General features: G+C 68.7%; 24 protein-coding genes. 10 read left to right on the forward strand and 14 right to left on the reverse strand.

Annotated features, from left to right (window positions below):
* A partial coding sequence (locus FHS00_RS17565) for a hypothetical protein (RefSeq protein ID WP_221188699.1) occupies nt 1–200 on the forward strand: 200 nt, incomplete at its 5' end.
* On the opposite strand, the gene FHS00_RS02970 is transcribed toward FHS00_RS17565, so the two are convergent.
* From FHS00_RS02970 to glpD, 9 genes are all read right to left on the reverse strand, one after another.
* Complete coding sequence (locus FHS00_RS02970; RefSeq protein ID WP_183469775.1) at nt 197–1,336, reverse strand: iron-containing alcohol dehydrogenase; 1,140 nt, start codon at nt 1,334–1,336, stop codon at nt 197–199. The two genes, FHS00_RS17565 and FHS00_RS02970, sit on opposite strands and share 4 nt — an antisense overlap.
* Complete coding sequence (gene glpK / locus FHS00_RS02975; RefSeq protein WP_183469777.1) at nt 1,333–2,814, reverse strand: glycerol kinase GlpK; 1,482 nt, start codon at nt 2,812–2,814, stop codon at nt 1,333–1,335. The genes FHS00_RS02970 and glpK overlap by 4 nt, the downstream gene beginning before the upstream one ends.
* A 90-nt stretch (nt 2,815–2,904) precedes the next feature.
* Complete coding sequence (locus FHS00_RS02980; RefSeq protein WP_183469779.1) at nt 2,905–4,623, reverse strand: ABC transporter substrate-binding protein; 1,719 nt, start codon at nt 4,621–4,623, stop codon at nt 2,905–2,907.
* A gap of 68 nt (nt 4,624–4,691) precedes the next feature.
* Entirely contained in the window at nt 4,692–4,964 is a 273-nt protein-coding gene (locus FHS00_RS02985) for a DUF2160 domain-containing protein (RefSeq protein ID WP_183469781.1), read from the reverse strand.
* A gap of 15 nt (nt 4,965–4,979) precedes the next feature.
* Nucleotides 4,980–5,870: a carbohydrate ABC transporter permease gene (locus FHS00_RS02990; RefSeq protein WP_183469783.1), complete on the reverse strand. Its 891-nt coding sequence runs from the start codon at nt 5,868–5,870 to the stop codon at nt 4,980–4,982.
* Nucleotides 5,870–6,742: a carbohydrate ABC transporter permease gene (locus FHS00_RS02995; RefSeq protein WP_183469785.1), complete on the reverse strand. Its 873-nt coding sequence runs from the start codon at nt 6,740–6,742 to the stop codon at nt 5,870–5,872. The genes FHS00_RS02990 and FHS00_RS02995 overlap by 1 nt, the downstream gene beginning before the upstream one ends.
* Nucleotides 6,742–7,836: an ABC transporter ATP-binding protein gene (locus FHS00_RS03000; protein WP_183469787.1), complete on the reverse strand. Its 1,095-nt coding sequence runs from the start codon at nt 7,834–7,836 to the stop codon at nt 6,742–6,744. Before FHS00_RS03000 ends, FHS00_RS02995 begins: the two co-directional genes overlap by 1 nt.
* A 1-nt stretch (nt 7,837) precedes the next feature.
* On the reverse strand, nt 7,838–8,926 hold the full coding sequence (locus tag FHS00_RS03005; protein ID WP_183469788.1) for an ABC transporter ATP-binding protein: 1,089 nt from the start codon (nt 8,924–8,926) through the stop codon (nt 7,838–7,840).
* A 27-nt stretch (nt 8,927–8,953) separates the two neighbouring features.
* Complete coding sequence (glpD, locus tag FHS00_RS03010) at nt 8,954–10,546, reverse strand: glycerol-3-phosphate dehydrogenase (protein WP_183469790.1); 1,593 nt, start codon at nt 10,544–10,546, stop codon at nt 8,954–8,956.
* A gap of 232 nt (nt 10,547–10,778) precedes the next feature.
* On the opposite strand from glpD, the gene FHS00_RS03015 reads away from it, so the two are divergent.
* From FHS00_RS03015 to FHS00_RS03035, 5 genes are all read left to right on the forward strand, one after another.
* Nucleotides 10,779–11,546, forward strand: coding sequence for a DeoR/GlpR family DNA-binding transcription regulator (locus FHS00_RS03015; protein ID WP_183469793.1), 768 nt, complete (start codon nt 10,779–10,781; stop codon nt 11,544–11,546).
* A 76-nt stretch (nt 11,547–11,622) separates the two neighbouring features.
* Complete coding sequence (locus FHS00_RS03020; protein WP_183469794.1) at nt 11,623–12,276, forward strand: hypothetical protein; 654 nt, start codon at nt 11,623–11,625, stop codon at nt 12,274–12,276.
* A 61-nt stretch (nt 12,277–12,337) separates the two neighbouring features.
* The gene (locus tag FHS00_RS03025; RefSeq protein ID WP_183469796.1) at nt 12,338–13,288 is read left to right on the forward strand and encodes a LysR family transcriptional regulator; all 951 of its coding nucleotides are present in this window, start codon (nt 12,338–12,340) and stop codon (nt 13,286–13,288) included.
* 88 nt (nt 13,289–13,376) lie between these two features.
* Nucleotides 13,377–13,772 (forward strand): antitoxin Xre/MbcA/ParS toxin-binding domain-containing protein, encoded by a 396-nt coding sequence (locus tag FHS00_RS03030; RefSeq protein WP_183469798.1) that lies wholly within the window; start codon nt 13,377–13,379, stop codon nt 13,770–13,772.
* Between the two features lie 80 nt (nt 13,773–13,852).
* Nucleotides 13,853–14,503 carry a trimeric intracellular cation channel family protein gene (locus FHS00_RS03035; protein ID WP_183469801.1) on the forward strand — a complete coding sequence of 217 codons (651 nt, stop codon included), beginning with the start codon at nt 13,853–13,855 and terminating at the stop codon, nt 14,501–14,503.
* Between the two features lie 57 nt (nt 14,504–14,560).
* Here FHS00_RS03035 and FHS00_RS03040 read toward each other — a convergent pair whose 3' ends face one another.
* From FHS00_RS03040 to FHS00_RS03055, 4 genes are all read right to left on the reverse strand, one after another.
* Complete coding sequence (locus tag FHS00_RS03040) at nt 14,561–15,997, reverse strand: alanine/glycine:cation symporter family protein (RefSeq protein ID WP_183469803.1); 1,437 nt, start codon at nt 15,995–15,997, stop codon at nt 14,561–14,563.
* 94 nt (nt 15,998–16,091) lie between these two features.
* Nucleotides 16,092–17,117 (reverse strand): sodium:calcium antiporter, encoded by a 1,026-nt coding sequence (locus tag FHS00_RS03045; RefSeq protein ID WP_183469805.1) that lies wholly within the window; start codon nt 17,115–17,117, stop codon nt 16,092–16,094.
* A 20-nt stretch (nt 17,118–17,137) separates the two neighbouring features.
* Nucleotides 17,138–18,715 carry a coiled-coil domain-containing protein gene (locus FHS00_RS03050; protein ID WP_183469807.1) on the reverse strand — a complete coding sequence of 526 codons (1,578 nt, stop codon included), beginning with the start codon at nt 18,713–18,715 and terminating at the stop codon, nt 17,138–17,140.
* A gap of 101 nt (nt 18,716–18,816) precedes the next feature.
* Nucleotides 18,817–19,608, reverse strand: coding sequence for a sulfotransferase family protein (locus FHS00_RS03055; protein ID WP_246391021.1), 792 nt, complete (start codon nt 19,606–19,608; stop codon nt 18,817–18,819).
* A gap of 153 nt (nt 19,609–19,761) precedes the next feature.
* On the opposite strand from FHS00_RS03055, the gene FHS00_RS03060 reads away from it, so the two are divergent.
* Genes FHS00_RS03060 through FHS00_RS03070 form a run of 3 tightly spaced genes read left to right on the forward strand, consistent with a single transcriptional unit; the run spans nt 19,762 to nt 23,886 of the window.
* The gene (locus FHS00_RS03060) at nt 19,762–21,813 is read left to right on the forward strand and encodes an HAD-IIB family hydrolase (protein ID WP_183469809.1); all 2,052 of its coding nucleotides are present in this window, start codon (nt 19,762–19,764) and stop codon (nt 21,811–21,813) included.
* Nucleotides 21,810–22,937 (forward strand): glycosyltransferase, encoded by a 1,128-nt coding sequence (locus tag FHS00_RS03065; protein WP_183469811.1) that lies wholly within the window; start codon nt 21,810–21,812, stop codon nt 22,935–22,937. Before FHS00_RS03060 ends, FHS00_RS03065 begins: the two co-directional genes overlap by 4 nt.
* A gap of 22 nt (nt 22,938–22,959) precedes the next feature.
* On the forward strand, nt 22,960–23,886 hold the full coding sequence (locus FHS00_RS03070; protein WP_183469813.1) for a galactosyltransferase-related protein: 927 nt from the start codon (nt 22,960–22,962) through the stop codon (nt 23,884–23,886).
* Between the two features lie 3 nt (nt 23,887–23,889).
* Here the strand turns inward: FHS00_RS03070 and FHS00_RS03075 are convergent, their stop codons facing one another.
* Nucleotides 23,890–25,026 carry a glycosyltransferase gene (locus FHS00_RS03075; RefSeq protein WP_183469815.1) on the reverse strand — a complete coding sequence of 379 codons (1,137 nt, stop codon included), beginning with the start codon at nt 25,024–25,026 and terminating at the stop codon, nt 23,890–23,892.
* A 144-nt stretch (nt 25,027–25,170) separates the two neighbouring features.
* Here FHS00_RS03075 and FHS00_RS03080 point away from each other — a divergent pair, with 144 nt between their 5' ends.
* Nucleotides 25,171–25,860 carry a tellurite resistance TerB family protein gene (locus FHS00_RS03080; protein ID WP_183469817.1) on the forward strand — a complete coding sequence of 230 codons (690 nt, stop codon included), beginning with the start codon at nt 25,171–25,173 and terminating at the stop codon, nt 25,858–25,860.
* Nucleotides 25,861–25,914: the final 54 nt, after the last annotated feature.

The raw sequence follows: 25,914 nt of genomic DNA on the forward strand, positions 1-25,914 counted from the left end.
CCAAACAACTGCGCCCTATCGTCCGGCGCGCCGCCTCGTCCCCTTCGGAATTTCGTCACCAGCACTGCATCTCTGCGCCGCCGGTGAGGGGCTATTTATGCCCCGGTTCGGTGAGTCGCAACAGGAAAAACGTCACCGCGGCCAAAAAACTTCTCGCGCCGCCAATCCGGGCGATGCGCGGCAGTCCGTGCCTGGACTAGAGGCTGTCGCGCAGAATCGCCTCAAGTTGGGGCTGCGACAGCGCGACCGGGTTGCCCCGCATGGAGGAGGTTGCCTGGGACTCCCGGGCGAGGTCCGGGATGTCGGCTTCCCCTACCCCCAAGGTGGCGAGGCCTGGCAGGCCCCACGCAGTGATGCTGCGCTCCAGCACCCCAATCGGGTCGGCATCATCGCCCAGCGCCGCGCCGATCCAGCCCGCCACCTCGTCATGCCGGGACAGGTCGCCCCCCTCTTCCGCGACGGCGCGCACATTGGCGCGCAGCACCCCCGGCAGCAGTCGGCCGCAAAGCGCGCCATGGGCCGCCCCGGTGCGGCCGCCGAGCACCCCGGCGAAGCCATGCACCGCGCCGAGCCCCGCATTGGCGAGCGCCAGCCCGCCGAACAGGCTGGTCAGCGCGAGATCATCGCGGGCAGCGGCGTCCTCTCCCTGCATCAATCGAGCCAGCGCCGTGAGCCCGCGCGGGATCGCGTCGCGGCACAGCGCATCGGTGAAGGGCGTGGCGCGGCAGGAGAGATAGGGCTCGATCACCTGCGTCACCGCGTCGAGCCCCGAGGCCAGTGTCACGTCGCGCGGTGCGCCGTCGGTCAGCGCGGGATCGATGATGGCGAGGTTGGCCAGCATGCGGGCGTCGCGCAAGGATACCTTGCGGCCATGTTCGGGCACGCCGATCACCGCGTTCTTGGTCACCTCGGCGCCGGTGCCGGCGGTGGTGGGCAGCGCGACGAAGGGCAATGGCGCCGCCTCGAGGGTTCGTCCCTCCCCTACCACTTCCAGGTAACGCATTGCCGGGCCCAGTGCCGGGATCAGCGCGGCGGCCGCCTTGGCCATGTCGACCGCCGAGCCGCCGCCCAGCGCTGCGACCACGTCGATCCGCATCTCGCGACTGCGCGCCACGATCGCTTCCAGGTCATCGAGCAGCGGCTCGCCCTTCTGGCGGATCTCCTCGACCGCGCAGCCTTGCGCGCGCAGATCGGCGGCGAGCCGGTCCGCGGCGGCGTGCGAACCGCGCAGCAGCAGCACCCGCGTGCCATGGGCCCGGATCGCATCGACGGCATCGGCGGCCCGGCCGCGGCCGAACACGACGCGTCCCGCGGTCAGGATCTCGAAGCCGCTCATGCCGACCGGGTCGCCGCCACGGCGCGGCCCCAGGCCGCGTAGCCCTCCTCGCGGGTCGCATCATCCATCGCAGGGGCGAAGCTGCGATCAAGCTTCCAGTTCGCGGCGAAGTCCTGTTGGTCCGGGTAGATCCCGGCCCGCATCCCCGCGAGCCAGGCCACGCCCAGCGCCGTGGTCTCGGTGATCTCCGGGCGGTCCACCGGCGCGCCGGTGATGTCGGCGAGGAACTGCATGGTCCAGTCGCTGGCGCTCATGCCGCCATCCACGCGCAGCGTTGCGCGCTCGGAGGCGTCCTGCCAGTCGGCGCGCATCGCCTCGAGCAAGTCGCGTGTCTGGTAGCCGACGCTCTCCAGCGCCGCCCGCGCCATCTCGCGCGGACCGGTGTTGCGGGTGAGCCCGAACACCGCGCCACGGCAGTCGGGGTCCCAATAGGGCGCGCCGAGGCCGGTGAAGGCAGGGACCATGATCACCCGCTGCTGCGGATCGGCCGCCTCGGCCATGGGCTGCGTCTCGGAGGCCTTCTCGATCAGGCCGAGCCCGTCGCGCAGCCATTGCACCACGGCCCCCGCAATGAAGATCGAGCCTTCGAGCGCATAGGTCGGCTTGCCGTCGAGCTGGTAGGCCACGGTGGTCAGCAACCGATGGGTCGACCGCACCGGCGTCTCCCCGGTGTTCAGGAGCGCGAAGCAGCCGGTGCCATAGGTGGATTTCAGCATGCCGGGGGCGAAGCAGGCCTGGCCCAGCGTCGCCGCCTGCTGGTCACCCGCCACGCCGAGGATCGGGATGGCGGCACCGAGCAGTTCGGTGGTGCCGAAATCGGCGGCGCAGTCGCGCACCTCGGGCAGCATCTCCATCGGAATGTCGAGCATGCCGCAGATGGTGCTGCTCCAGCATCCCTTGTGGATGTCGTAGAGCATGGTGCGGCAGGCATTGGTGGCGTCGGTGGCGTGCACGGCGCCGCCGGTGAGGTTCCAGATCAGCCAGCTGTCGACCGTGCCGAACAGCAGCTCGCCCGCCCGCGCCCCGTCGCGGGCGCCGTCGGCGTGGTCGAGGATCCATTTCAGCTTGGTGCCAGAGAAATAGGGGTCGATGATCAGGCCGGTCTTGGCGGTGACTGTCTCCTCGTCGCCGCGCTCGCGCCAGTCGCGACAGAAGGCGGCGGTGCGGCGGTCCTGCCAGACGATGGCGTTGTGGATGGGACGGCCGGTCTCGCGTTCCCAGACCAGCGTGGTCTCGCGCTGGTTGGTGATGCCGATGCCGGCGATGTCGGTGGCGGCCACGCCGGCCTTGTCCAGCACGGCGCGGCAGACGCGCAGCGTGCTCTGCCACAGATCGTCGGGGGCGTGCTCGACCCAGCCGCTGTCGGGGTAGTGCTGCGGGAACTCCTCCTGCGCCATGTCCACGATCTTCATCTGCCCGTCGAAGAGGATGGCGCGGCTCGAGGTGGTGCCCTGATCGATGGCGAGGATGTGGGTCATCGGAAGCTCTTGTCTTGAGTGGACGCGCCGCGGAGGGGAGGCTCCGCGGCGCGGGAGGCCGGGGCCCGCGGGCCCCGGTCGTTCACGGGCTTACTGCCAGGACTTGATCAGCTCTTCGTAGCTGATGGTCTCGGGCTCCTCGTCCTCGTTCTCCAGCTTGGGCTTGGGCGCGCCGGGCTGGTCGAGCCAGTACTGCGGATCCCGCTCCTCGTTCATGACCGGACCCAGATCGCCTTGGATGCCGGCCCGCTCGAGCCGCTCGAGCACCTGCTCCTGCTGCTCGCAGAGGCTGTCGAGGGCCTCCTGCGCGGTCTTGGCGCCCGAGGAGGCGTCACCGATGTTCTGCCACCAGAGCTGCGCCAGCTTGGGGTAGTCGGGGATGTTGGTGCCGGTCGGCGACCAACGCACCCGGTCGGGCGAGCGGTAGAACTCCACGAGACCACCCAAGGCAGAAGCACGCTCGGAGAAGCTTTCGTGCTGGATCGTCGACTCGCGGATGAAGGTCAGGCCCGCATGGGACTTCTCCACGTCCACGGTCTGCGAGGTGACGAACTGGGCATAGAGCCACGCCGCCTTGGCTTCGTCGACAGGGGTGCTGTCGAGCAGGGTCCAGGACCCCACGTCCTGATAGCCGACCTTCATGCCCTCTTCCCAGTAAACCCCGTGCGGGCTGGGCGCGAGGCGCCACTTGGGCGATCCGTCTTCGTTCACGACCGGAATACCCTCTTCGACCAGCGAGGGCACAAAGGTGGTGTACATGAACATCTGCTGGGCGATCTGGCCCTGCGCCGGCACCGGGCCGGACTCGGAGAAGGTCATGCCAGCGGCGGCGGGCGGCGCATAGGCCTTGAGCCAGTCGACATACTTCTCGATCGCGTAGACGGCCGCGGGCGAGTTGGTCGCACCGCCGCGGGCCACGCAGGAGCCCACGGGCTGGCTGTTCTCGTTGACGCGCACGCCCCATTCGTCGACCGGCAGGCCGTTGGGCTCGCCCTTATCGCCCATGCCGGCCATCGACATCCACGCATCGGTGAAACGCCAGCCGAGGCTCGGGTCCTTCTTGCCGTAATCCATGTGGCCGAAGACCTCGCCCTCGACGCCCATGTGGCTCAGGTCGCGCCCGGTGAAGAAGGCGGCGATGTCCTCATAGGCCGACCAGTTGACCGGGACGCCGAGCGGATAGCCGTATTCGGCCTCGAAATCCGCCATGTTCTTTTCGTCGGTGAACCAGTCGTGGCGGAACCAGTAGAGGTTCGCGAACTGCTGGTCGGGCAACTGGTAGAGTTCACCATCCGGACCGGTGGTGAACTGCAGCCCGATGAAGTCGTCGAGATTCAGGGTCGGGCTGGTGACATCGGCGCCTTCGTTCGCCATCCAGTCGGTCAGGCTGCGCGCCTGCTGATAGCGCCAATGGGTGCCGATCAGGTCGGAGTCGTTGACATAGGCGTCGTAGATGTTCTCGCCCGACTGCATCTGCGTCTGCAGCTTCTCGACCACGTCGCCTTCGCCGATCAGGTCGTGGGTGACGTTGATGCCGGTGATCGCGGTGAAGGCCGGGGCCAGCACGGTGGCTTCGTATTCATGCGTGGGGATGGTTTCGGAGACCACGTTGATCGACATGCCCGAGAACGGCTCGGCGGCGTCGATGAACCACTGCATCTCGGCTTCCTGCTCCTCGCGGGTGAGGGTGGAGCGCTCGATTTCCTCGTCGAGGAACTTGGTGGCCGCGGCCATGTCGGCCATGGCCGGCCCGGCCAAGAGGCCGAGCGCGAGGCCCAGCGCGGTGGTGGACTTCAGAAGCGGGTTCATATGGTTTCCTCCCATTTGTCGAACCGAGCAAAGACGCCGCCCTCCCTGAACGGCGCCGAACGAACCTGTCAGACCCAGCGGAACACCGCTGCGGCGTAGACGAGGCAGACCAGCATCGCCCAGGGCTGGGCCGCATCGACGAGGCCTAGCCAGGCGAGATTGATGAACGCGGAGCCCAGGAGCGTGATGAAGAGCCGGTCGCCGCGCGTCGTCTCGATCCCCAGCACGCCGGTGCGCGGCGTCTCGGGAAAGCGGATCGCCAGCACCGTGAAGATCACCAGCAACGCCGCGATCGAGCCGAAGAAGATCGCCGTGGGGATCGTCCATGCCATCCATGCCATGTCGTCTCTCCTCTCTCAGACGCGGCCGAGGGCAAAGCCCTTGGCGATGTAATTGCGCACGAACCAGATCACGAGCGCGCCGGGCAGGATCGTCAGGACCCCCGCCGCCGCCAGCACGCCCCAGTCGAGGCCCGAAGCCGAGACCGTCCGCGTCATCGTCGCCGCAATCGGCTTGGCGTCCACGGAGGTGAGCGTGCGCGACAGCAGCAGCTCCACCCAGCTGAACATGAAGCAGAAGAAGGCGGCAACACCGATGCCGCTCGCGATCAGCGGCATGAAGATCTTCACGAAGAACTTCGGAAAGGAATAGCCGTCAATATAGGCGGTCTCGTCGATCTCGCGCGGCACGCCGCGCATGAAACCCTCGAGAATCCAGACCGCCAGCGGCACGTTGAACAGGGTATGCGCCAGCGCCACCGCGATATGGGTGTCGAACAGCCCGACCGAGGAGTAGAGCTGGAAGAAGGGCAGCGCGAAGACCGCGGGCGGCGCCATGCGGTTGGTCAGCAGCCAGAAGAACAGGTGCTTGTCACCCATGAAGCGGTAGCGCGAGAAGGCATAGGCCGCGGGCAGCGCCACCACGATCGACAGGACGGTGTTCATCGTCACGTAGATGATCGAGTTGACGTAGCCCATGTACCAGGACGGGTCGGACAGGATCTTCTCGTAATTGGCCAGCGTCAGGTTACGCGGCCAGAGCGAGAAGCCCGACAGGATCTCCGCATTGGTCTTCAGGCTCATGTTCAGCAGCCAGTAGATCGGCAGCATCAGGAACAGCAGGTAGAGCACCATCACGATCATCGAGCCGTTCGGCCGGAACCGGCGACGGGTGCGGGCCTGCGGTTCGGCGGCGCTGACGTCGCCGGGGATCGAGGCCGCGCCGGGGGCGGAGGTCACATCGCTCATCAGACACCATCCCTTTTGTCGAGGTTGGTCATGACGGTGTAGAACACCCAGGAGATCAGCAGGATGACGAGGAAGTACATCAGGCTGAAGGCCGCCGCCGGGCCGAGGTCGAACTGCCCCAGCGCCATCTTCACGAGGTCGATCGACAGGAAGGTGGTGGCGTTGCCCGGACCGCCGCCGGTGACGACGAAGGGCTCGGTATAGATCATGAAACTGTCCATGAACCGCAGCAGGATCGCGATCATCAACACGCCGGCCATCTTCGGCAGCTCGATGAAGCGGAACACCTTCCAACGCGAGGCCTGGTCGATCTTGGCGGCTTGGTAATAGGCGTCGGGGATCGATTGCAGACCCGCATAGGCCAGCAGCGCCACCAGCGAGGTCCAGTGCCAGACATCCATGACGATGACCGTGGCCCAGGCGTCGATCACGTTCTGGGTGTAGTTGTAGTTCACGCCCAGCTTGGCGAGCACGTAGCCCAGCAGACCGATGTCGACCCGGCCGAAGATCTGCCAGATCGTGCCGACCACGTTCCACGGGATCAGCAGCGGCAGCGACATCAGCACGAGGCAGAACGAGGCCCAGAACCCCTTCTTCGGCATGTTGAGGGCGACGAAGATGCCCAGCGGCACCTCGATCGCGAGGATGATACCGGAGAAGACCAGCTGGCGGCCCAGCGCGTTCCACATCCGCTCGCTCTCGAGCATGTCGCGGAACCAGTCGAGCCCGGCCCAGAAGAAGACGTTGTTGCCGAAGGTGTCCTGCACGGAATAGTTCACCACGGTCATCAGCGGGATCACCGCCGAGAAGCCGACGAGGATCAGCACCGGCAGGACGAGGAACCAGGCCTTCTGGTTGACGGTCTTGTTCATCACGCGGCCCTCCCCTGCAGGTTCTGCGGCGCGACGCGCCAGTCGTCGGCATAGACGTTGATGGCGTCCGCATCGAAGCTCACCCGGTCGGCGCCCGCCGGCACCGGCGTGCCCTCGTCGAGGATCGCGTTGGCGGCCGTGCCGCCGACATCGAGCCGGACGATCTTGTGGCGGCCGACATCCTCGACCCGGGTGATGCGCGCGGGCAGCCCCTCGCCGCCCGCATGCAGCCGGACGAATTCAGGGCGCACGCCGATCTGCACCTGCCCCGCCACCGGGGCGTAGCTGTCGCCCAGCGGCACCGACACGCCCTGTACGGTGGCGGTCGTGCCCGAGACCTGGGCGTCGAACAGGTTCATGCCGGGCGAGCCGATGAAGAAGCCGACGAAGGTATGCGCCGGCCGCTCGAACAGCTCCTGCGGCGTGCCGATCTGCACCACGCGACCGTCATACATCACCACCACCTTGTCGGCGAAGGTCAGCGCCTCGGTCTGGTCATGGGTGACGTAGATCATCGTGTGGCCGAAATCGTGGTGCAGCTGCTTGAGCTGGGTCCGAAGCTCCCACTTCATATGCGGGTCGATCACGGTCAGCGGCTCGTCGAAGAGAAGCGCGTTCACGTCCTCGCGCACCATGCCGCGACCGAGCGAGATCTTCTGCTTGGCGTCGGCTGTGAGCCCGCGCGCCTTGCGCTTGAGCTGTTCCTCCATGCCGATCATCGCAGCGATCGCGTTGACCCGCTCGGCGATGTATTTCGGATCGGCACCGCGGTTCTTGAGCGGAAAGGCGAGGTTCTCGCCCACGCTCATCGTGTCGTAGACCACCGGAAACTGGAACACCTGCGCGATGTTGCGCTCGGCCGTCGGCGCGTCGGTCACGTCGCGCCCGTCGAACAGGATGCGACCCCGGCTCGGCCGCAGCAGCCCCGATATGATGTTCAACAGCGTGGACTTGCCGCAGCCCGAGGAGCCCAGCAGCGCGTAGGCCTCGCCGTCGACCCAGTCGTGATTGAGCTCCTTGAGCGCCCAGTCATCGTCGGATTGCGGGTGCTTCAGATAGGAATGCGCGAGGTTGTCGAGCGTGATCTTGGCCATGTCAGGCGGCCTCCACGTAAGCGGCAGGGGCGACGAGCGGGCCGTCCTCGGCGAAGACATAGACATGCGCCGGGTCGAGATAGGCGGTCAGTGCCTGTCCGGGACGGAGGTTGCGCACGCCATGGATCAGCCCGACCCAGCGGGTGCCGTGATGATCGAGATGCACGAAGGTCTCGGAGCCGGTGATCTCGGTCACCGCGAGCCGGGTCTCGAAGGCGATGTCGCCCGCGCCGCTGCGCTCAAGCTCCATGTGGTTGGGCCGGAAGCCGCCCATGTAGCGCCCGTCGCGCAGTGCGCCCAGCGCGCCCGCGGCCGGCACCTCGCGCCCGCCGTCGAGATGCAGGCTGCCGCCGCGCTTCTCGAAGGGCAGGAAGTTCATCGGCGGATCGGAGAAGACCCGCGCCGTGGTCGCGTCCACCGGGTGGCGATAGACCTGCGGCGTCTCGCCGAACTGGGTCACCCGCCCCTCCCAGAGCGTCGCGACATGGCCGCCCAGCAGCAGCGCCTCCTCCGGCTCGGTGGTGGCGTAGACGAAGATCGAGCCAGCCTCTTCGAAGATCTTGGGGATTTCGGCGCGCAGCTCCTCGCGCAGCTTGTAGTCGAGATTGGCCAGCGGCTCGTCGAGCAGCACCAGACCCGCATCCTTCACCAGCGCGCGGGCCAGCGCGCAGCGCTGCTGCTGGCCGCCCGACAGCTCGAGCGGCTTGCGGTCGAGAAAGGGCGTGAGCTTCATCATCTCGGCCGATTTGCGCACCGCGGCGTCGATCTCGCTCTTGGACTTGCCCGAGATCCGCATCGGCGAGGCGATGTTGTCGTAGACCGTCATGGACGGGTAGTTGATGAACTGCTGGTAGACCATCGCCACCTTGCGGTCCTGCACCCGCACTCCGGTCACGTCCTCGCCGTTCCACAGGATGCGGCCCGTCGTGGGCGCGTCGAGCCCCGCCATCAGTCGCATCAACGACGTCTTGCCCGACAAGGTCGGGCCCAGGAGCACGTTCATCGTGCCGTTTTGCAACGTGAGATCGGTGCGGTGGATATGGGTCTGACCCTCCACCCGCTTCGACACGCCCTCCAGCGTCAGCGTCATTGTCGTCCTCCCTGCCGAGCGGCGGCCTCAGCCGTGCCGCGCGACCCTCTCTCCTTGCATCCAGTCCTCCAGCGCCGCGACCTGGTCTCCCGACAGGCGCAGCCCCAGCTTCGATCGCCGCCACAGCACGTCATCCGCGCTGCGAGCGTATTCCTTTTCCATCAGCCACGCGACCTCGGCCTCGCTGAGCGTCGCGCCGAAATCTCGACCCAGATCCTCGGCACGCCGCGCCGCGCCGAGAATGACGCGCGCCTCGGTGCCGTAGGCGCGCACCAGCCGCCGCGCCCAGACGTGGTCGAGGAACGGGTAATCCGCCTCGAGCCCAGCGATCAGCGCCTCGACCCCGTCGACCGGGAAATCGCCCCCCGGAAGCGGCGCCCCTGCGGTCCAGGGCCCCTTCACGCCGTCGAAGAACGGCGCGATCTTTTCCAGCGCACTCTCGGCAAGCCGGCGATAGGTGGTGATCTTGCCGCCGAAGACGTTGAGCACCGGCGCGCCGCCCTCGGCCTCGACCTTGAGCGTGTAGTCGCGCGTCGCCGCCGTCGCGCTCGAGGCGCCGTCATCATAGAGCGGGCGGACACCGGAATAGGTCCAGACGATGTCGTCGCGCGTCACCGGCCGGGCGAAGTAGCGGCTGGCGAAGCGGCACAGATACTCCTGCTCCTCGGGGGTGCAGACTGCGGGCTGCGACGGATCGGGGTGGTCCGCATCGGTGGTGCCGATCAGCGTGAAATCGGTCTCGTAGGGGATCGCGAAGATGATCCGCCCATCCGTGCCCTGGAAGAAATAGCACTTGTCGTGATCGTAGAGCCGCTTGGTCACGATATGGCTGCCGCGCACCAGCCGCACGCCGTCGCGGGTCTCGACGTCGATCGCGCCTTCGAGCAGCCGGCCCACCCAAGGTCCGCCGGCATTGACCAGCATCCGCGCGCGATGGGTGCGGCGGGCGCCGCCGGGCTGGTCTTCGGTCTCGACCACCCAGATTCCGTCTTCGCGCGCAGCGCTCAGCACCTTGGTCCGGGTCATGATCGTCGCGCCGCGCGACTCGGCGTCGCGGGCATTGAGCGCGACCAGCCGCGAATCCTCGACCCAGCAGTCGGAATACTCGTAGGCGGTCTCGAACTTAGGATCGAGCGGGCCGCCCGCCGGGTCGTTCTTCAGGTCGACGGTGCGGGTGCCGGGCAAGATCTTCCGCCCGCCCAGATGGTCGTACATGAAGAGGCCGAGCCGGATCAGCCAGGCCGGGCGACGCCCGCGCATCCACGGCATCACCGTGCCCAGAAGCTTGGAAGTCGGCGTATCGCTCTCGAAGCGCATCGAGGGGTGATAGGGCAGCACGAAGCGCATCGGCCAGGAGATGTGCGGCATGGCCCTGAGCAAGGTCTCGCGCTCGATCAGCGCCTCGCGCACCAGCCGGAACTCGAAATATTCGAGGTAGCGCAGCCCGCCATGGAACAGCTTGGTCGAGGCGGAGGAGGTTGCCTGAGCAAGATCGCCCATCTCGGCCAGCACCACCGAGAGGCCGCGCCCGGCAGCGTCACGGGCGATGCCGCAGCCATTGATGCCACCGCCGATCACGAAGAGATCGGAGACCGGCTCGGATGTCGGGCTTTGCGACACGTGGACCCTCCCGTCCGGTGTTCGATTGCCCGTGACACTGCCCCCGGCGCGCGCGTCTGGCAAGAACAATTTTTCGTTTCGGTTCGCTTTTTTCGCATTGCGAACCACTGCAAACCCCCGCGATTGCACGCGAAAGGCGAGGGCCTGGGGCGGTGCGGGCAACGCAATGCCGCGTTCTGTTGCGTTTCGAGCGAAACCGCGCATGATGGAACATCGCCGCAGGAGCCCACCCATGTCCCAGAGCTTTCGCCAGCCCGAGATCCTCGAGATTGCCCGCCGCGACGGGCGGGTGACTGTGGAAGGGCTGGCCGAGCATTTCAACGTGACGCTGCAGACGATCCGCCGCGATCTCACCGAGCTGGCCGAGGCCGGGCGGCTCGACCGGGTGCATGGCGGCGCGGTGCTGCCCTCCGGCACGGTCAATATCGGCTACGAGCATCGCCGCACGCTCAACCCCGGGCCCAAGGCCGCCATCGCCGCGGCCTGCGCCGCCGAGATCCCCGACGATGCCTCGATCTTCCTCAACATCGGCACCTCGACCGAGGCGGTGGCGCGGGCGCTGCTGCGGCATCGCGGCCTGATGGTGGTGACCAACAACATCAACGTCGCCCATATCCTCGCCGAGAATGCCGAGGCGCAGGTGATCGTCGCCGGCGGCACGCTGCGGCGGGCCGATGGCGGGCTGGTCGGGTCGCTGACCACCCAGACCGTGCAGCAGTTCAAGTTCGACCTCGCCGTGATCGGCTGCTCGGCGCTCGACGAGGAGGGCGACCTTCTTGATTTCGACATCGAGGAGGTCGGCGTGAACCACGAGCTGATCCGCCGCTCGCGCCGCACCGTTCTGGTGGCCGACCGTTCCAAGTTCTCGCGCTCCGCCCCGGCTCGGATCGCCTCGCTGCGCGAGCTCGACGTGTTCTACACCGATGCACCGCTGCCTGAACCGTTGGCGCGGCGCTGCGTTGAATGGAACACGCGGGTCGTGGTGGCTCGGCCCGGTTAGGTCCGGCCGGGCGTGCACTGGCTCTTCACCCTTGCCCGCCATAAACAGGCCGGGTTGCCCCCTCCCCGGAGATCCGATGCCCGTTCCCCTGCCCAGACTGATCCTGCGCCTCGCGCTCGTCGCGGTGCTGGTCGCGGCTGCGCTGTGGTTCGGCGTCTGGCTGCGCGGCTTCGTGGCCGAAATGGCGGCCCAGGGCCGGATCGAACTTCTGGGGCTGACGCTGCTCGGGTTGCTGCTGCTCTATGCCCTGCTGTTGGCAATCCCCTTCGTGCCCGGGGCCGAGATCGGGCTGGCGCTGCTGATGACCCATGGCGCGGCGGCAGCACCGGTGGTTTGGGCCGCCACCGCCGTCGGGCTGATGCTGGCCTTTCTCGTCGGCCGCGGGCTTTCGGCGCCGCGGGCCTGCGCGATGCTCCAGCGTCTCGGTATGGAGCGGGCGGCCGCGGCGCTTGAACGCCAGCGCAAGACGGATCCCGATACCCGGCTGCGCCGGCTGGAAGCGGCGGTGCCGCGCTGGGCCCGTGGCTGGGCGCTGCGCCGGCGCCACCTTCTGCTGGCGCTGCTGATCAACCTGCCGGGCAACACGATCCTCGGCGGCGGTGGCGGCATCCTCATGGCCGCCGGCGCCAGCCGCTTGTTCCGCCCCCTGCCGGTGGCACTGATGCTGGTGCTGGCCACCGCGCCGCTTCCGCTTCTGGTACTGATGACCGGGCCCGACTTCCTCGGCTGAGCGGTCTGGCCCCGCACCGCGCGGCGGCGTAACGATGGGCCGGCAGCCACGGAGACGCGACTTGGCCTATCTCGACAACATCCGCACCTTCGTCAGGGTCTACGAGCTGGGATCGATGTCGGCTGCCGGCCGTGACCTGCGGATCTCGGCCGCCGTGGCCTCGGCCCGGATCGGCCAACTCGAGGCCCATTTGGGCGTGCGCCTGTTCCAGCGCACCACCCGCAGCCTCGCCCCGACCGAGCAGGGGCGCCGGTTCTACGATGGTGCGGTGGCGGTGATCGAGAAGGTCGAAGAGGCCGAAGCCCTGGTGGCGCAGATCACTGAAACGCCGCGTGGCACGATCCATGTCGCGGCACCGCTCGGCGCGGGGCGGCGGCTGATCGCGCCCGAACTGCCCGGCTTCGCCGCCGCCTATCCGCAGGTCGATCTGCGACTGCGCCTCTCGGACCGGATCATCGATCTCGCCGCCGAAGCCATCGATCTGCGCTTCTTCCTCGGCCGGCCGCGCGACAGCGACCTGACGATCCGGCAGATCGCCACCTGTGCGCGTGTGCTCTGCGCCGCGCCAGATTACATCGCCCGGCGCGGCGCGCCCCGGGACGGGGCCGATCTGGTAGCGCAGGGCCATGATTGCCTGAACCTGCGCTTTCCCGGCGCGACCGAGTTCCGCTGGACCCTGCAGACCCCCGATGGCCCGCAGGCCCATGCCGTCTCGGGGCGGCTGGAATGCGATGATGGCGACGTGCTGACCGACTGGGCGCTGGACGGCGCGGGGATCGCGATGAAGCCGGTCTTCGAGATCGCCGAGCATCTCGCGGCCGGGCGGCTGGTCGCGGTCTGCACCGAGACGCCGCCGCTGCCGGTGCAGATGGCCTGCCTGTTCACCCATCGACGGTTGCAGGATCCCAAGATCCGGCTGTTCATCGATCACATGGCCGGGCGCATCGGCGCGGCGCTGAGTGCCGCGGAATCGCGCGCCGGGCCGCTCGAGGCCCGCGATATCGGCAAATAATTGCTCATTGCTGCATCCCTCTGGAACAGTTTGTGAATGCGAAAGCCGTCTCGGGTATACGCGGAGGGGACAGCCTAGGAGATCGCTCTTGTTCGCAGCCATCGGTACCGCCATTTCCCCCGAGCGCCCCGTCAGCCCCGCCGAGACCGGGCCCCTGGTGCGCACCGCCGTTCTGCTGGCACGGGTCTGGGAGCTGGGCGACGCGCAGATGGTGGCGATCCTCGGCGGGATGCAGCCCGAGAGCTGGCGCCGCTGGTGCGCCGGCTGCGTCGAGATCGTCGACCGCGAGCGGCTCCGCCGTATGGCGCTTCTGCGCGACATCCATCTTGCTACTCGCACCGCCAGCGCCGGGCTCGGGGCGGCCGACTGGATCCGCGCGCGCCAGCCCGCGCTGGCCGGTCGCAGCCCGCTGCAGATGATGGCCTCGGGCCGGATCGACGATCTGGTGCGCCTGCGCGACGCCTACGCACCGCTCGCCGCCTGATCTCGCGCTGCCGGCCACGTTGACACCGCCCCGGCAGCGGCTAGGAGGGCGCGCGCCCTCCTGACGCCCGGAGCCCCGACATGGACCTGCCCATCGCACCGCTGCTCGCGGCGCTCGATCTCATTTCCGCCGTCTCCTTCGCCGCCACCGGCGCGCTGGTCGCCTCGCGCAAGGAGCTCGACATCCTCGGTTTCGTCTGGTTCGCGGTGATCACCGGCGTCGGCGGTGGCACCACGCGCGACCTGATCCTCGGCCAGCCGGTGTTCTGGGTCGAGGACCCGACCCCGGTGATCGCCTGCATCCTGACCGCCATCGTCACGCATTTCGCCGCGCATCTGATGGAATACCGCTATCGCTACATCCTGTGGCTCGATGCCTTCGGCATGGCGCTGGTGAGCGTGGTCGGCACGCTCAAGGCGCTCGATGCGGGTGCGGGGGTGACGGTGGCGATCGCCATGGGCGTGATCACCGCCAATGTCGGCGGCATCATCCGCGACACGCTGGGTCAGGAGCCCTCGGTGATCCTGCGCCGCGAGATCTATGTCGCGGCCTCGATGCTGGGCGCGGCTGGCTGCGCCGCCTTGGCGAGCTTCGGCGCTCCGCGCGAGGCGGCGGCGCTGGCCGGGTTCGGGCTGGCCTTCGCGCTAAGGATCGTGGCGCTGTGGCGCAGCTGGTCGCTGCCGGCCTACCGCTCGCGGCCGGGGCGTCACAACCCGCCCGCCGATCTCTGAGGCGCATGAAAAAGGGGGCGTCGCCGCCCCCTTTTCCGGATCGTTCGGATCGTCCGGTCAGCCGAGCGGACGGGTCCGGGCCGGCGCGGCCCAGGCGTCGCGGTCGAGGTCGAGGTCGGCGTAATCCGAGATCTCAAGCACCGGCTCGACCGCCCCGGCGCGCAGCTGGCGACGGTAGTCGGCCAGCAGCCGCAGCCCGACCGGGAACAGCATCGCCAGCGCCAGCAGGTTGACCAGCGCCAGCAGCCCCATCAGCGGGTCGGAGAAGAAGAACACCGCCGTGGCACCGGGCGCCGCGGCGCCGAGGAACACGACCAGCGGCACCGCAAGACGCAGCAGCAGCCGGGCGATCTTGGTGTCCGACAGCACGGTCAGCGCGGTCTCACCGAGATAGTAGTTGTAGATGATCGAGCTGAAGGCGAAGAGCAGCACCGCGCCGGTCAGGAAGTATTGCGACCAGTCGCCCAGATGGCCGACAAGGCTCTGCTGGGTCAGCGCCACGCCATCGACATCGGTCGCGCCGGGCACGTAGACGTCGCCGAGCAGGATCACCAGCGCCGTGCAGGTGCAGATGATGATGGTGTCGATGAACACCGACAGCGACTGCACGATGCCCTGGCTGATCGGGTGCGGCACCGCCGCCGCCGCCGCGACGTTGGGCGCCGAGCCGAGGCCCGCCTCGTTGGAGAACAGGCCGCGCCGCATGCCCTGCGAGACGGCTGCACCGATGCCGCCGCCCACGGCTTCCTCGAGACCCACGGCGTTGGCGACGATGGTCCACAGCGCCTGCGGCACCTCGGTGAGGTTGAGCACGATCACCGCCAGCGCCAGCACGATGTAGCCGATCGCCATGATCGGGATGATCACGTCGGAGACGCGGGCGATCCGCTTGATGCCGCCAAAGACGATCACCAGCGTGACCAGCGCCAGACCGAGACCGACCCAGATCGGGTCGAGCCCGAGGCTGTCCTGCGCGGCGACGGCGACGGTGTTGCCCTGGAAGGCCGAGAAGCCGAGACCGAAGGAGGCCAGAAGGCAGATCGCGTAGAGCACGGCGAGCCAGCTGAAATTGGCGCCGAGCCCGTGGCGGATGTATTGCGCCGGGCCGCCGCGGAAGGTGCCGTCGGGCTCGGTCCGCTTGTAGAGCTGGGCCAGCGCGCATTCGAACAGCGAGGTCGCCATGCCGATCAGCGCGACCACCCACATCCAAAACACCGCACCGGGTCCGCCGAGCGTGATCGCCACCGCGACGCCGGCGATGTTGCCGCCACCGACCCGGCCACCGATCGACACCAGCAGCGCCTCGCGCGAGGACACGCCGCCGTCACGGTCGCCGCCATCCGACAGCACGCCCCACATGCGCCCGAAATAGCGCAGCTGGACAAAGCCCGAGAGCAGGGTGAAGGCACCGCCGAGCACGACGAGGAACGGGATCAGCGCCCAGCCCCATGTCGCGTCCCCGAGCCAGCCGAAGAGCGTCTGAAGATATGTCATGCGGTGCTGTCTCCCCTGTGGCACGCAACGATTACGGTGCGGCTCTCTGGCGCGTTTGCGCAAGAGGCGCAACGCATTGTTCCGATACAGGCCGTCATAGAAGCACCAGTGCCACGGAGCCTGCATAAAGACCCAGCACGATCACGCTCTCGAATCCGATCCGCACCGGGCCGGTCTTCTCGCGCCGCAGCATTCCGAGCAGCAGCACCCCGGTCATCAGCATCGCGATCAGCGCAGTGGTGCGGTCGGCAGCGGTCATCGCCCCATAGATCGACCCCTCGTCGAAGAAGTCGGCGGCCGACAGGAACATCACCTCGAAGGCATTGCCGCCGATTACGTCGCCCACCGCGAGGCTGACCGCGCCGATCCGGACCGCGGCGACGGCGGTGACCAGTTCGGGCAGGGAATTGGCGACGCCGGCAAAGATCGTGCCCACCGCGCTCTCGGCCATGCCGGTGATCTCGACCAGCGCGAGGCTCGCCTCGCCGATCACCCAGCCTGCCACCGCCGTAGCACCCGCATAGAGCGCGAAGCGCAGCCAAAGGCCGGTATCGGACTTGCCGCCTTCGCGATCCGGCTCTGACACCTCTTCGCGGGTCTCGTCGGTGTCGACCGGGTGCCACATCGGGTCGTCGTGAATGCGGCTCAGCAGCCGCAGGCCGAATCCGTAGCCCACCGGGATCAGCAGCGAAGCCGGGTGCACGCCCCAGACGGTGATCTGCGGCTCGGTTGAGGCGATGAGCGGGATCGACAGCAGCACCACCAGCAGGACGCCCTGCGCCAGCCCGGTGACCGAAGCCGCCGCATGTTCGAGATTGGCGCGCCGATAGAACAGGTCGGCTACGGCGATGAAGGCAGTCTGCGCGGTCAGCCCGCCCAGCGCGTTGCCCACGGCAAGCTCGGAGGCGCCTTGCGCGGCGGTGGAAACGGAGGTGATCGCGCCCGGTAGCGAGGTCGCCGCGCCGACGAAGAGCGCGCCGGCCACCACCTCGCCCATGCCGGTCCGGTCGGCCAATGCATCCGCGACATGGGCGAGCCTGACGCCCGCCAGCGCGATCACCGCCGCCGCCATCACGAAGATGCCGGCGACGGGCCAGAGCGGGAGACCCGCCAGACTCATTTATCGGACGGTGTCTCGCATCACTGCGCCGCCGTGAAGGCCCGGCCTTCGAACAGCGCGCAGGAGCCGTCGCTGTCGGCAATCGCGATGTCGGCGCCGCTGGAATGGATCTGGCAGCGCATCGGGAAGATCGCCGATCCGGTGTCACCTTGCACTTCGTCAAGGGTCAGCACGCCATCGGCAACGGTATAGCGGCCGTTGACCCGGCCCAGCCGGTCGCTGCCTGCCATGCTGAAGCGGCCATCCTCGGAGAACTTCACCGCGATCGGGCCAAGCGTGTAGAGCCCCGGCTCGATCGACTGCACCGGCGCGCCGGCCTCGGCCACCTCGTCGACCATCGACGGACTCGCGGCGGGACCCGCGGGCTGATCGGACGACGCCACCTCGTTTGCCGACTGCTCGGCAGGCGCTGCGGCAGCGGCTTCGACGGGAGCGGCCTCCTCGGCCACCGGCGCGGCATCCGCTTCCTGCGGCAGATCGGTGATTTGCGGGCGCGGAGCATCCGCTTCGGCCTCAACGGCCTCACCCTCATCCAGCGGGGCGATTTCCGCGTCAGCCGCTTGCGGCTCGACCGGCGCCTCCTGCGTTTCTTCGGGCAGGTCGGTCACCTGCGGCCGCGCCTCCGACCCTTCGGACACCGACTCTTCGTTCACGGTCTCTTCGGCCGAAGCCGCGTCCTCCTGCGGCTCCTCGGGCAGATCCGTGATTTGCGGGCGGATCGCGGTCGCAGAGGTGCCGGCGATCCGGGCTTCGACACGCGCCAGTTCCTCGGCCCGGCGGGCCAGGTTCTGCGCCAGGTCCGCCACTTCCTGCTGGAGCAGCTGCCGCTGCTCGCGCGCGGCTTCGACCTCCTGCGAGAGCGACTGCCGATCTTCGGTGAGACGAGACACTTCGGTCTCGAGCCCGTCGCGGCGCTCGGTCAGCTCGGCGACGCGGGCTTCAGCCTCGTTGGCGCGTTGCTCAAGAGCGGTGGTCTCTTCGCGCAGCGCGCTCAGATCGGTTTCGGCCTGCGAGACCTGTTCGGTCAGGGTGGCGGCCTCCTGACTCAGCGTGGCGATCAGCTGACGCAGCTCGGCTTCTTCGGCACGCGCCTGCTCGAGCCGCTGGCTCACCTCGCGCAGTTCGGCCGTGGCGACTTCGGCAGCCTCGGCGGCCTCGGCGCGGCGGCTCTCGAAATTGTCGAGCTCGGTCCGCAGCGGGGCCAGCCGCTCCTCGAGCGCCTGGGTCTGGGCCTGCGCCTGAGCCAGATCGGCCTCGGCATCCGCGATCTCGCCGGACAGCTCCTGCAGCCGAGCCTCGGCGGGGGCGATATCGGCCTCGATGGTGGCGCGCCGGTTCTCGAGCTCCTGCTCTTCGACCCTGAGACCGTCCAACTCGGCGCGCAGCGCCTCGATGCTGCCCATGGTCTCGGTCTGGATGGCGACCTGATCCTCGAGGTCGACGAGGCGGAGGCGCGCCTCCTCGAGATCGCCGCCGACCGATGCGCGCGCGATCAGCAACCACAGCACCAAGAGCCAGCCGATCACCGCGGCGGCAATCGCGATCCAGTAGTTGCGCGAGCCGTTCGGCCGCTTCGCGGGTTCGGCGGTATCGGTCATGTCAGGCAATCTCCCCTCGTGGCACCCATGGCGCCATATTCTTGTCGCCAAGGAGCAACCGGAGCAAGGCGGCCGGGGTTCCGGAACGCGGCGAAAATTCCTCAGCCGCGCGGGGGCCAGTGACGGGAGACGGCCTCGCGCACCGCGCGGAGCGGATGCGTCACCGCAACCTGCGGCAGCGGATCGACCCGCCCGTCCGGGCTGTAGCCAAACGCGCCCATCGCCTCCTCCACCTCGGCGTTGCGAGGCAGGTTCGTGTGCAGATCGTAGTCGGCATTGCCGTCGCGCACCGGCTCCATCGGCGCGGCGGGCGCGGGCCGGTCGCAAAACGCCGCGAGCGCCAAGCGCGCCGCCTCAGGCGTCGTCACGAGATCCTCGTAGCGCAGGATCAGCCGCGCATGCAGCCGCCGCGCATCCTCGAGCGCGAGGCGGTAGGCCCGCGCCCAATGCGCCACCAGTTCCGCCTCGCCCCGGTCGCTCCATTTCGCGGTCGCGCGTGCCACCGCCAGCGGGTGCCGCACCACGATCACGAACTGCGATAGAGGGAAGAGCTGCTGGTAGAGCCGCATCCGCAGCAGGTTCACCGGGGATTTCTCGACCCGCCACGGGGTGTCGGGAAACCACGGCGCCCAATCCGCCTCGATCCGCTCGCGGATGTCCAGCCGGTCGAAACGCCCCCCTTCGATCAGATGCTGCTCGGGATCAAAGGCGAAGGCGCCGGGCATGCCCGCCATCGCGTCATGCGGGATCGCGCCCTGCAGATACACCCCCTCATTCTCGGGAACGGGCGCGTGCGAAATCGTACCGATCCCCTCGATGCTTCCGGCGATCCGCGCCGCGAGAGAGGTCCCCGAGCGGTGCAGCCCGCCGATGAAGAGATAACGATGAGGCATGATTTTCTGGGGTCCAGCGGGATGTCGGTCCGACATCTAGGGCGCGAGGATCGCGGGACACGCACGGGCCGCTCGCGAAACAGAGAGGGAACCGGGGGGGAGGACGGGACATTAGGGGGCCAAAGACGACACTCCCAGTTCGAAAGTCCTCCGATGTTCGTGATGCAGATCGCGCTCGGCGGCTGCCTCAAGGCGCCGCCGATCCCCTATGGCCTGACCGACGACACCGGAGGTCACATCGCCTATGTCCTCGCCGCCAGCCGGGCGCTTGAAGAACGATCCGACATCGACCGGATCGAGATCGCCACCCGTCGCTTCGACCGGCCCGACCTTGGCGCCATCCACGCCCAGCCCCGCGAGCCGCTTGGCCCGAAATCCGAGATCCTGCGGATCGACGACGGCTGCCCTGACTATCTGAGCAAGGAGGCACTCGAGGCCCAGATCCCGGCCTTTACCGCCGCCTTCCTCGAACATCTCGCCACCCTCCCCCGCAAGCCCGACGCGATCCACGCGCATTTCGCCGATGCCGCCCATGTCGCGCTGGCTGCCCGCGATCGCTTCGGCATTCCGGTGATCTACACGCCGCATTCGCTGGCGCTCGACAAGGCGCGGGCCATGACCGGGCGGTCGCAAGAGCTGGCCCGCCGGATCGCCGCCGAGACCCGTGCCATTGCCGGGGCCTGCGCCACCGTGGTCTCGTCCCGCGACGAGGCCGAGCGCCAAGTCGCGGCCTATGAGGGGGCCGACCCGGCCCGCATCCACTGCATTGCCCCGGGCGCCACCCTGCCCGCCCGTGCCGACACCGATGCGGCGCGGGCCCTGATCGCGCCATGGCTCGACGCGCCGGAGCGGCCTTTCGTCCTCGCGGTGGCCCGCCCCGTCGAGAAGAAGAACCTCGCCGGGCTGGTCGCCGCCTTCGCCGCCGCGCCGGGACTGGCGGAGCGTGCCAACCTCGTCATCCTTGCTGGGCTCCGTGGCCCCGGACGGCAGGGCAGCGAAGAGCAGCGCCGGGTGATCGCGGGGATCAAACGGGCGATTGAGGCCCATGGTCTCCAGGGCCGCGTCGCTTTGCCCGAGGAGCACGACACCGGGACGCTGGGCGGCATCTACCGTCTCGCGGCCGAGCGGCGCGGCGTCTTTGCCAATCCGGCGCTGACCGAACCCTTCGGGCTGACTCTGCTCGAGGCGGCGGCGGCGGGGCTGCCGGTCGTGGCGACCTGCCATGGCGGCCCCTCCGACATCGTGGCGCGGGTCGGGCACGGGCTCACCGCCGAGCCGACCGACCCCGAAGCCTTTGGCGCGGCACTGGCGCGGCTGATGACCGATGAGACGCTGCATGCCCGGGCCCGAAACGCGGCACGGGCATATGAGACGAGCTATTCCTGGAGCGCATGGGCCGCGCGGGTCGCGGCACTCGTCGCCCGGCTGGCCGCGCCGCGCCGCCTTGCGGCACCGTCGCGCATCCTCGCTTCCGACATCGACAACACCCTGACCGGCGACCGGTCCGCGTTGGAGGAATTTGCCGCTTGGCGCGCGGGCGGTCATGCGCTCTTCGCCGTGGCCACCGGACGCAGCATCACCGAGGCGCGACGCATCCTCGCCGAATGGGAAATCGATGAGCCAGACGCCTTCATCACGTCGGTCGGCACCGAGATCTACCGCCGCGACGCGGCCGGGCAGCTGCGCTTCGATCCCGATTGGGCCGCAGAGATCGAGGCCGACTGGCGGCGCGCGGAGATCCACGCCCTGCTCGACAACCCCTCGATCCGCCCCCAGGAAGCGATCGAGCAGCGCCCCTGGAAGCTCAGCTATTACGGCGATGCCCGGCAGGCCCAGCGCATCCGCAACCGGCTCGACATGGCCGGGCTGGCCGCACGGGTCATCGCCTCTCATGGGCGGCTGATCGATGTGGTGCCGATACGCTCGGGCAAGGGCGCCGCGGTCGGGCATCTGGCGCGCGCATATGGGCTGACGCTCGACCACTGCGTGGCGGCGGGCGATTCCGGCAACGACGAATGCATGCTGCGCGCCGCCGGCCGGGCCATCGTGGTCGGCAATGCCGATGCGGATCTCGCCCGGCTGCCACGCCGCCCCGGCCTCTATCGCAGTCGCCACTTTCACGCCGCCGGGCTGATGGACGGCCTCGCCTGGGCGGGTCTGCACGAGGTCAGGGAGGCGCCCGCCTTGCGAGTGGCCGCGGAATGAGGCCGCTGGGCTACTTCGTCCACCACCAGGGGCGCGGCCATGCCGAGCGCTGCGCGGCCTTGGCCCATGCCCTGCCCCCCACGCGCGAACTGATGATCTTTTGCGCCCGCGACGACATCTTTCCGGCGCTTCCCGATCACGCCCGCATCGTCACCATCCCCTCGCTTTTCGAGGCGAGCGGCGTGGAGGCGCAGGGTCTTGCTGATCTCGACACGCCCGACACGCTGCATTGCGCGCCGGTCGGCTGGCCCGGCATTCGCGAGGCGATGGGCACCATCGCCCATTGGTTCCGCGAAGCCGATCCCGCGCTGATGATCTGCGACGTCTCGGCCGAGATCGCCCAGCTGTCACGGATCTGCTCGGTGCCGCATGTGAAGGTGCTCCAGCATGGCGACCGCAGCGACCCCGGCCATGTCGCGGCCTATCGCGGCGCGCTCGGATTGCTGGCGCCGTTCCATCGCGATCTGGCCCAACCCGGCTGGCCGGGCTGGATGCGGGACAAGATCCATTTCGCCGGCGGCCTCGGCATCGCGCCGATGCCGGACCGCGCCGCCGCGCGTGCCCGGCTCGGTCTGCCCCCTGAGGCCCGGATCGCCCTCGTCGTGTCGGGCGGCGGCGGCTCGGGCTTCGCACAGGCGCCGATCGGCGTGGCCGCGCGAGCGTTGTCGGACTGGCAATGGCACACGATCGGCCATGTGGAGCGGGACTGGCACGCGACCGAGCCGGGCAACCTGACCCATCATGGCTGGGTCGAGGATGCCGCCGACCGGATCGCCGCCGCCGATCTCGTCGTGGCCTCGACCGGAAACACCACCTGCCATCAGATCATGGCCGCGGGCGTGCCTTGGATCGCCGTGCCCGAATGGCGCTATTTCGACGAGCAGCACGAGAAGGCCCGCGCTCTGTCGCGGGCCGGGATCGCGCATGCCGTGCCGCATCTGCCCACTTCGGCGCATGGATGGCGCGCGGCGGCGCAGACGGCGCTCGAGAGCCATGATGCGGCTCGGATGCGAGCGCTGATCGACCCGGATGCCGCCCGCCATGCCGCGGACTGGCTCGAAGACCTCATCGCACGCGCCTGGGAGGGCGCGCCCGCTGGCCACCTCGCCCTTGTGGCTGAATGACCCTGAAATCCTGGAGTACCCGATGACCGCCTCCGTCCTCACCATCGCGCGTGGCCGCGATGCGCATCTCGCCAACCTCGTGCGCGGCCTTGCCCGGCAGACCGAGCTTCCTTCCGAGCTGGTGATCGTGCGCATGCAGGAGACCCCCTATGATCTGCCCGAGGCGCCTTTCCCGGTGCGGCAGGTGGAACTGGTCAGCGGCGACCTGCCGCTGGCGCAGGCGCGCAACCTCGCAGCCCGCGAGGCGAAGGGCGACGAGTTGCTGTTCCTCGACGTCGACTGCATCCCCGGACCGGATTTCGTCGCCGATTACCGCCGCCACCTTGCCGCTTTCGACGGCTTGGTCATGGGTGAGGTCATGTACCTGCCCGACGGGGTCAACCGCGAGGGCTGGGACTACCCCGATTTCGAGGCGGTGGCCGAGCGTCATTCCGATCGCCAGGGGCCGCCGCCCGAGGGCATCCGACCCTGCAACGACTACCGCTGTTTCTGGTCGCTGAACTTCGCGCTGCGCCGTTCCGATTTCGAACGCGCGGGCGGCTTCGATGAGCGCTTCCACGGCTATGGCGGCGAGGATACCGATTTCGGACGGGTTCTGGACGAGGCTGGGATCGCGCTGGGCTGGGCCAAGGGCGCGCGCGCCTATCACCAGTACCACCCGCATCACATGCCGCCTGTGCATCATCTGGAGAGCGTGATCCGCAATGCCGAGCTGTTCCGCGCCAAATGGGGGCATCGCACCATGGGGCATTGGCTGCATGCCTTCGAGCTGATGGGGCTGATCGCACAGGAGGAAGACAACATCCGTATCCTGCGCGCCCCTTCGGCGGCCGATCTGGCACTGACCCGGCATCAGAGCCACCGCCCCTATTGCAATTCGGCCGAGGTGATCCGCGAGATCGAGCGGCGCCGGGCCAGGGCCAGCGCCGGACCGGTCGCCGCCGAGTGAAGCTCAGGCCCCGGCGGGCATATCCGCCGAGGCCGTCGACAGTTCGTGCGGCGCATAGGCGATGTCGGGCCAATTGGCCCCGCGCGCCGCGCTTGCCTCGGCGTAGAGCGCCTCGTAGCCGTCGACCATCGCCTCGATCGAAAAGCGCTCCTCGACCCGCGCCCGCGCCGCCCGCCGCGACAATGTCATCGCCCGCAGCAGTGCTGCCGCCAAGGCTGGCGCATCATCGGCGGACGCGTAGGCGCCGCAATCGCCCACCACCTCGCGCACCGCACCCATCTCCACCGCCGCCACCGGCAGCCCGCAGGCCATCGCCTCGATCGCGGCGAGGCCGAAGGGCTCGTCCCAGAGCGGCGTGAACAACAGCGCCGAGGCGCGACCGAAAGCCTCTGCGAGCGCCTCTCCCGAGAGATGCCCGCCATGGCGGATGTCGCCCCCCAGATGCGGCCTGACCTCGCTCTCGAAGTAGTCGCGATGTTCGATCACCCCGTAGATCGTCAGCGGCACCCCGGCGATCCGGGCCGCCTGCGCCGCCAGATGCGGCCCCTTGGTCGGCGTGATGCGCCCCGCCCAGACCGCCGATCCGTCGCCTTGTGCCGAGAACGGCCAGTCGGCCAGAGCGATGCCATTGGGCACCACCCGCGCCATGGCCGGGATCTCGTCCCACCACCGGGTCAGCTGACGCGCCGAGCAGGTCGTAGCGAGGTGCCAGGGCGCGAGACTGTCATTCATCGCGCGTCTGAGCGCGGCAAAGGGCGGCACGTGCATCGAGGAAACCATCGGGATGCGCCGCGCCCGCGACAGGCGCGGCGGGAAGCGGTGCAGCGTGTTGTTGTGCACCACGTCGAAATCTGCCGCCGTCAGCGCCGCGCAGGCCTTAACGAAGGCACGGTCGAGATGGTCGTTGAGAATGTCGGTTCCGTGGTAGTCGTGCCAGGGATAGACCGTGTCGTAATGCGTCTCGACCACCGGGTGCAGCGTCACGCCCGGCGGCGGCGCGCTGTCGCCCGCCGCCATCAGCGTCACCTCGTGACCGCGTGCGGCCAGTTCGCGCGCCAGATGCCAGCCATGCGCCTCCATGCCACCCATGAAGGGCGGGCGCACCGGGTGGCGGATATGGGTCATGAGGGCGATCTTCACGCGGGGTCTCTCCGGGAGCGTCGTCTGCCCTTCCGAAGCTGCGTCGCCCCCCCGCCCGGTCAAGAGCGCGATACGCGCCGAGGCAGGAACGAAGCGCGGCACCGGGTCGTTGTCCCAGCGTTCCACAGGCGGAAAGGATGTCCCATGAGCCTCAAACGCATTCTCGGTGTCATGCTCGCCTCGCGCATGGCCGGTCGCGGCCGGCGCCGCGGCGGCCTCGGCAACGCGGCGCTTCTGGGCGGGCTCGGTGGGCGCGGCCTGCGCGGCAAGGCCGGCGTCGCGGCGCTCGGCTACATGGCCTATCAGGCCTATCGCGACCACCAGTCGCGCCAACGCGCGAGCGGTTCGACCGCACATGCCGCCTCGTCCACCAAATCAAGCAGCGGCTTGGGCGGCATCTTCGATCAGATTTCCGAGGCGCTGGGCGGCGAGGCACGGGTCTCCTCCGAAACCCCGGACCCGGCGCATAAGCAGGCCGCCGAGGAGATGAGCGACGATCGCGCGCTGTTGCTGATCCGCGCGATGATCGCCGCCGCCCATGCCGACGGCAATCTGACGATGGATGAGCGGCACCGTATCTCGGGCCAGCTCGACGAAGCCGAGGCCAGCGCCGACGAGCGGCGCCTGATGGCCACCGAGATCGAGAACCCCAAGCCGCTCGACACGCTGCTCGCGCAGGTGAACGACCACGACACGGCGGTCGAATTCTACCTCGCCTCGCGCGCGGCGGTGGATTCGGAGACCGAGGCCAACCGGGCCTATCTGACGCTGCTGCGCAATCGGCTCGGCATCACTGAGGAAGAGGCGCGCGAGGCCGAAGAACTCGCGCCCTGACCACGATCATGCCGCAAGAAACAGGAAAGGGCCGCGCTCTTCGGAGCGCGGCCC

It is taken from the genome of Limimaricola variabilis, assembly GCF_014195545.1.
Lineage (GTDB): Bacteria > Pseudomonadota > Alphaproteobacteria > Rhodobacterales > Rhodobacteraceae > Limimaricola > Limimaricola variabilis.

Coding starts and splice junctions, on each gene's coding strand:
- FHS00_RS03065 (WP_183469811.1), top strand. CDS start 21,810: ATGAGGCCGCTGGGCTACTTCGTCCACCACCAGGGGCGCGGCCATGCC.
- FHS00_RS02990 (WP_183469783.1), bottom strand. CDS start 5,870: ATGAGCGATGTGACCTCCGCCCCCGGCGCGGCCTCGATCCCCGGCGAC.
- FHS00_RS03040 (WP_183469803.1), bottom strand. CDS start 15,997: ATGACATATCTTCAGACGCTCTTCGGCTGGCTCGGGGACGCGACATGG.
- FHS00_RS03000 (WP_183469787.1), bottom strand. CDS start 7,836: ATGGCCAAGATCACGCTCGACAACCTCGCGCATTCCTATCTGAAGCAC.
- glpK (WP_183469777.1), bottom strand. CDS start 2,814: ATGACCCACATCCTCGCCATCGATCAGGGCACCACCTCGAGCCGCGCC.
- FHS00_RS02970 (WP_183469775.1), bottom strand. CDS start 1,336: ATGAGCGGCTTCGAGATCCTGACCGCGGGACGCGTCGTGTTCGGCCGC.
- FHS00_RS03060 (WP_183469809.1), top strand. CDS start 19,762: ATGTTCGTGATGCAGATCGCGCTCGGCGGCTGCCTCAAGGCGCCGCCG.
- FHS00_RS03005 (WP_183469788.1), bottom strand. CDS start 8,926: ATGACGCTGACGCTGGAGGGCGTGTCGAAGCGGGTGGAGGGTCAGACC.
- FHS00_RS03050 (WP_183469807.1), bottom strand. CDS start 18,715: ATGACCGATACCGCCGAACCCGCGAAGCGGCCGAACGGCTCGCGCAAC.
- FHS00_RS03080 (WP_183469817.1), top strand. CDS start 25,171: ATGAGCCTCAAACGCATTCTCGGTGTCATGCTCGCCTCGCGCATGGCC.
- FHS00_RS03020 (WP_183469794.1), top strand. CDS start 11,623: ATGCCCGTTCCCCTGCCCAGACTGATCCTGCGCCTCGCGCTCGTCGCG.
- FHS00_RS02980 (WP_183469779.1), bottom strand. CDS start 4,623: ATGAACCCGCTTCTGAAGTCCACCACCGCGCTGGGCCTCGCGCTCGGC.
- FHS00_RS03045 (WP_183469805.1), bottom strand. CDS start 17,117: ATGAGTCTGGCGGGTCTCCCGCTCTGGCCCGTCGCCGGCATCTTCGTG.
- FHS00_RS03015 (WP_183469793.1), top strand. CDS start 10,779: ATGTCCCAGAGCTTTCGCCAGCCCGAGATCCTCGAGATTGCCCGCCGC.
- FHS00_RS03070 (WP_183469813.1), top strand. CDS start 22,960: ATGACCGCCTCCGTCCTCACCATCGCGCGTGGCCGCGATGCGCATCTC.
- FHS00_RS02995 (WP_183469785.1), bottom strand. CDS start 6,742: ATGAACAAGACCGTCAACCAGAAGGCCTGGTTCCTCGTCCTGCCGGTG.
- FHS00_RS03035 (WP_183469801.1), top strand. CDS start 13,853: ATGGACCTGCCCATCGCACCGCTGCTCGCGGCGCTCGATCTCATTTCC.
- FHS00_RS03055 (WP_246391021.1), bottom strand. CDS start 19,608: ATGCCTCATCGTTATCTCTTCATCGGCGGGCTGCACCGCTCGGGGACC.
- FHS00_RS02985 (WP_183469781.1), bottom strand. CDS start 4,964: ATGGCATGGATGGCATGGACGATCCCCACGGCGATCTTCTTCGGCTCG.